Below are 3,267 nucleotides of genomic sequence, written 5' to 3' on the forward strand. Positions count from 1 at the left end.
GGGCGAGCACGCTGATCCCCACAGAGATCCAGAGTGCCAGCACGAAGTCGCCCGACATGACGAACGGCGCGACGATCGCGATGCCGAGGCTCGCACCGAAGCCGAAGGCGGTGCCGTTCATGCTCGGCAGGATCGCGGGAGCCTCGCTCGGGGACTGCAGCACGCCGAGCCCGTTCGTCGTGGTGAGCACGATGCCGTTGTAGGAGACGCCCAGCACCGCGAACATCGCGAACACGGTCCAGGGGCTGAACGGGAACAGCGCGACCACGACGAGCGCCGCGATCGAGAGCACGAGGCCGAGTCGCAGCATCCGGATCCATCCGAACCGGCCCGCGAGCCAGCCGGACAGCGGGGCGGCGGCGAGGCCGATCAGCGCCGGCGGCGTGAGGTAGAGCAGGGCGGAGGTCGACGCGTTCACGCCGTAGCCGACGGCCTGGTTCTGGCTGAGGATCACGATCGTGAAGTTGATCACGGCGAACACGCTCGACAGGGTCAGCACGGTGACGGCGATGACCGGCCACACCTGACGCGACCGCAGGTGCTGCACCGCGACGAGCGGCGTGCGCCGGCGCTTCTCGATCGCCACGAAGGCGAGCAGCGCCACGGCCGTGCCGGCGAGGAAGACCAGCGTGAGCGGTGCGAACCAGCCCTGGCCGGATCCGGTCGAGACGAAGTAGGTGAGGCAGATCAGGCCGAGCGAGAGGGCGGCGGCGCCCCACCAGTCCATGCGTCCCGTCGAGGACGGCTCGCCGTCGCGCGGCACGGCGAGCGCCACGCTCACGATCGCGATCACGGCGACTGCGAGGATCACGACGAAGAGGGAGCGGAACCCGAACGCATCGGCGAGGAGGCCTCCGATCCAGCCGTCCACGCCGCCCACGCCGCCGTTGATCGCGGTGAGGATCCCGAGCACGGTCGGGAAGACCGCGGCCGGAAGGGTCTCGGCGAGGATCACGTAGGAGATCTGGAACGCGGCGCTCGACGCGCCCTGCAGCACCCGGCCGAGCAGCAGCACGGGGAGGTTGGGCGAGGCGAGGCAGAGCAGAGTGCCGAGCACGATGAGCGCGAGCACGACCAGCAGGGCGCGCTTGCGGCCGATGAAGTCGCTCCAGCGCGCGAGGACGATGCCGCCGACGGCACCGGCGAGGAAGAACAGCGACGAGACCTGCGAGACGGCGTCCATCGGCGCGCCGAGTTGCTTCGCGATGTCGGGAAGGGCAGGGCTGATCATGCTCGAGTTCAGCTGGAAGGCGACGACCGTGAGGATCAGGGTCGCCACGAGCACGACGGAGCGGCCGCCGCGGATCGGCGCCGGGCGGTCGAGCGCTGGTGCGGGGGAGAGCTGCACAATGACTCCTTCGTCAAGGAAGGGAGCATCGCTCCCTCGGGTTATATGATGTTATACCTCTGAGGTAGAACATCTGCAAGTGAGCGTTTCCGTGCTTGAATGAACGGCGAGTGCGGCCCGGATCCGGAGGGCCCTGGCGGGCGGTGGAGGAGATCCGATGACGGACGTCGAGCAGTTCCTGGCCCGGCCGCTGACCGCACCGGTGGGCCAGCCGCTGCGCGTGGCCGTCTACTCCCGCCTGGCCGAGGGGATCCGGTCCGGCGTCTTCTCCCTCGGATCCGCGCTGCCGCGCGAGACGGAGCTCGGCGTCTCGCTGGGCGTCTCGCGCACGGTCGTCCGCGAAGCGCTCATGCTGCTCGAGGAGGACGGCCTCATCCTCACCCGCCGCGGGATCGGCCGCTTCGTCGCGGAGGACCTCCCCACGGTCGGCCTGGAAGAGCTGCGCCCCCTCGAGGCGGCTCTGGCCGAAGGCGGCGAGGACGTCGGCGTCCGCCAGCTCGAGTTCGTTGTGCAGCCCACCACGGACTACGTGTCGGGTCACCTGGGCCTCGACGATGCGGCGAACACCTGGTTCCGGGAGAGCGTGATCGAGCGCGCCGGTGAACCCATCGCCATCCTGCAGGAGCACCTCCCCGCAGGGCGCTACCTCACCGACGCGAGCCCGCAGATCGCGGCCGTGCTCGAGGAGGCGACCGGCGACCCGACGAGTCTCATGACGGCCCTCGCCGCCCGTGGCGCCGTCTTCGGGGCGGGCGTGTGCGAGATCACGGTCAACGTCGTCGGCCGCACCCGCGGCGTGCTGCTCGGACTCAAGCCGGGCGACCCCGTGCTCATCCTGACCCAGACCGTCTCCTCGGGCGGCGTCCCCGTCTACCTCGCCAAGTGCATCGTCTCCGGGAAAGCGGGCGTGCTCTCGGTCGTGCAGACCGCGCAGTGACGCATCGCCTCGTCCCGCCTTCAGGAACTGGAGTCCTCATGACCGCACCGCTCGCCCTCGCCGTCGTCGGCAGCATCAACGTCGACCTGACCGCCCGGACCGCCCGGCTGCCGGAGCCGGGGGAGACCATCGGCGGAGGACGCCTGTCGCGCGAGGCGGGCGGCAAGGGCGCCAACCAGGCCGCCGCGGCCGCCCGACTGGGCGCTGCCGTGCGGATGGTCGGCGCGGTCGGCTCCGACGCCGACGGATCCTGGATGATCGAGGAGCTCGCGGCCGCAGGCGTCGACACGCAGGCGGTGCGCCGCGCGGCGGAGCCCACCGGCGTGGCGCTCATCGTCGTGGACGCCGAGGGCGAGAACCAGATCGCCGTGTGCGAGGGCGCCAACGGCGAGGTGACCCTGGACGGGGTCGAGTTCGGATCCGATGAGGCCGTGCTCGCGCAGTTGGAGATCTCGATGGAGGTGATCGCCGCGCTCGCGGAGGCCGCGCGCGGGTACTTCGCCGTCAACGCCGCCCCCGCGATCGAGCTGCCCGCCGCGGTCGTCGAGCGCGCGGATCTCATCATCGTGAACGAGACCGAGTACGCGCTGCTGCCGGCCCTGCGCACCGCGCGCCGGGTCGCCGTGACCTACGGCGGCGAGGGCGCGAAGCTCTTCGAGGACGGGGAGCTCGTCGCGTCCGCTCCGGCGGTGAAGACCACCGTCGTGAACAGCGTCGGCGCCGGGGACGCGTTCTGCGCGGCCCTCACGATCGGGCTCGCCTCGGGCATCGCCCCGCAGCGGGCGCTGTCGGCGGCCTGCGCGGTGGGCGCCGCGGCGGTCGCGGATCCGCGGTCGCAGCCGCTGCTCGCCGGGCTCGGGGAGTACCTGCCCGCCGAGTGAGCCGGGTGTCGGCGCCCGCCTCTAGCCTGGATTCATGACGACGCCCCTCGCCGAAGACCTCCCGCGCTGCGCCTGGGCGGGAGACGACCCGGAATACCGGT

General features: G+C 71.5%; 3 protein-coding genes. 2 read left to right on the forward strand and 1 reads right to left on the reverse strand.

What is annotated here, in order from left to right; all coding sequences use genetic code 11:
- Positions 1 to 1,348 (reverse strand): MFS transporter (locus tag B7X32_RS19765; protein ID WP_292723665.1); only part of this gene is annotated, 1,348 nt, incomplete at its 3' end.
- Positions 1,349 to 1,505: 157 nt separating this feature from the next.
- Here B7X32_RS19765 and B7X32_RS19770 point away from each other — a divergent pair.
- Together B7X32_RS19770 and B7X32_RS19775 are read left to right on the forward strand one after the other, a co-directional pair.
- Positions 1,506 to 2,285, forward strand: coding sequence for a GntR family transcriptional regulator (locus tag B7X32_RS19770; protein ID WP_292723668.1), 780 nt, complete (start codon positions 1,506 to 1,508; stop codon positions 2,283 to 2,285).
- A gap of 38 nt (positions 2,286 to 2,323) precedes the next feature.
- Positions 2,324 to 3,166: a PfkB family carbohydrate kinase gene (locus B7X32_RS19775; protein WP_292723670.1), complete on the forward strand. Its 843-nt coding sequence runs from the start codon at positions 2,324 to 2,326 to the stop codon at positions 3,164 to 3,166.
- The last annotated feature ends 101 nt before the right edge of the window (positions 3,167 to 3,267 follow it).

Source organism: Microbacterium sp. 13-71-7 (genome assembly GCF_002257455.1).
Lineage (GTDB): Bacteria > Actinomycetota > Actinomycetes > Actinomycetales > Microbacteriaceae > Microbacterium.

Bases quoted from the DNA above. Each gene is read 5' to 3' on its own strand.
- B7X32_RS19770 (WP_292723668.1), top strand. From the start codon at position 1,506: ATGACGGACGTCGAGCAGTTCCTGGCCCGGCCGCTGACCGCACCGGTG.
- B7X32_RS19775 (WP_292723670.1), top strand. From the start codon at position 2,324: ATGACCGCACCGCTCGCCCTCGCCGTCGTCGGCAGCATCAACGTCGAC.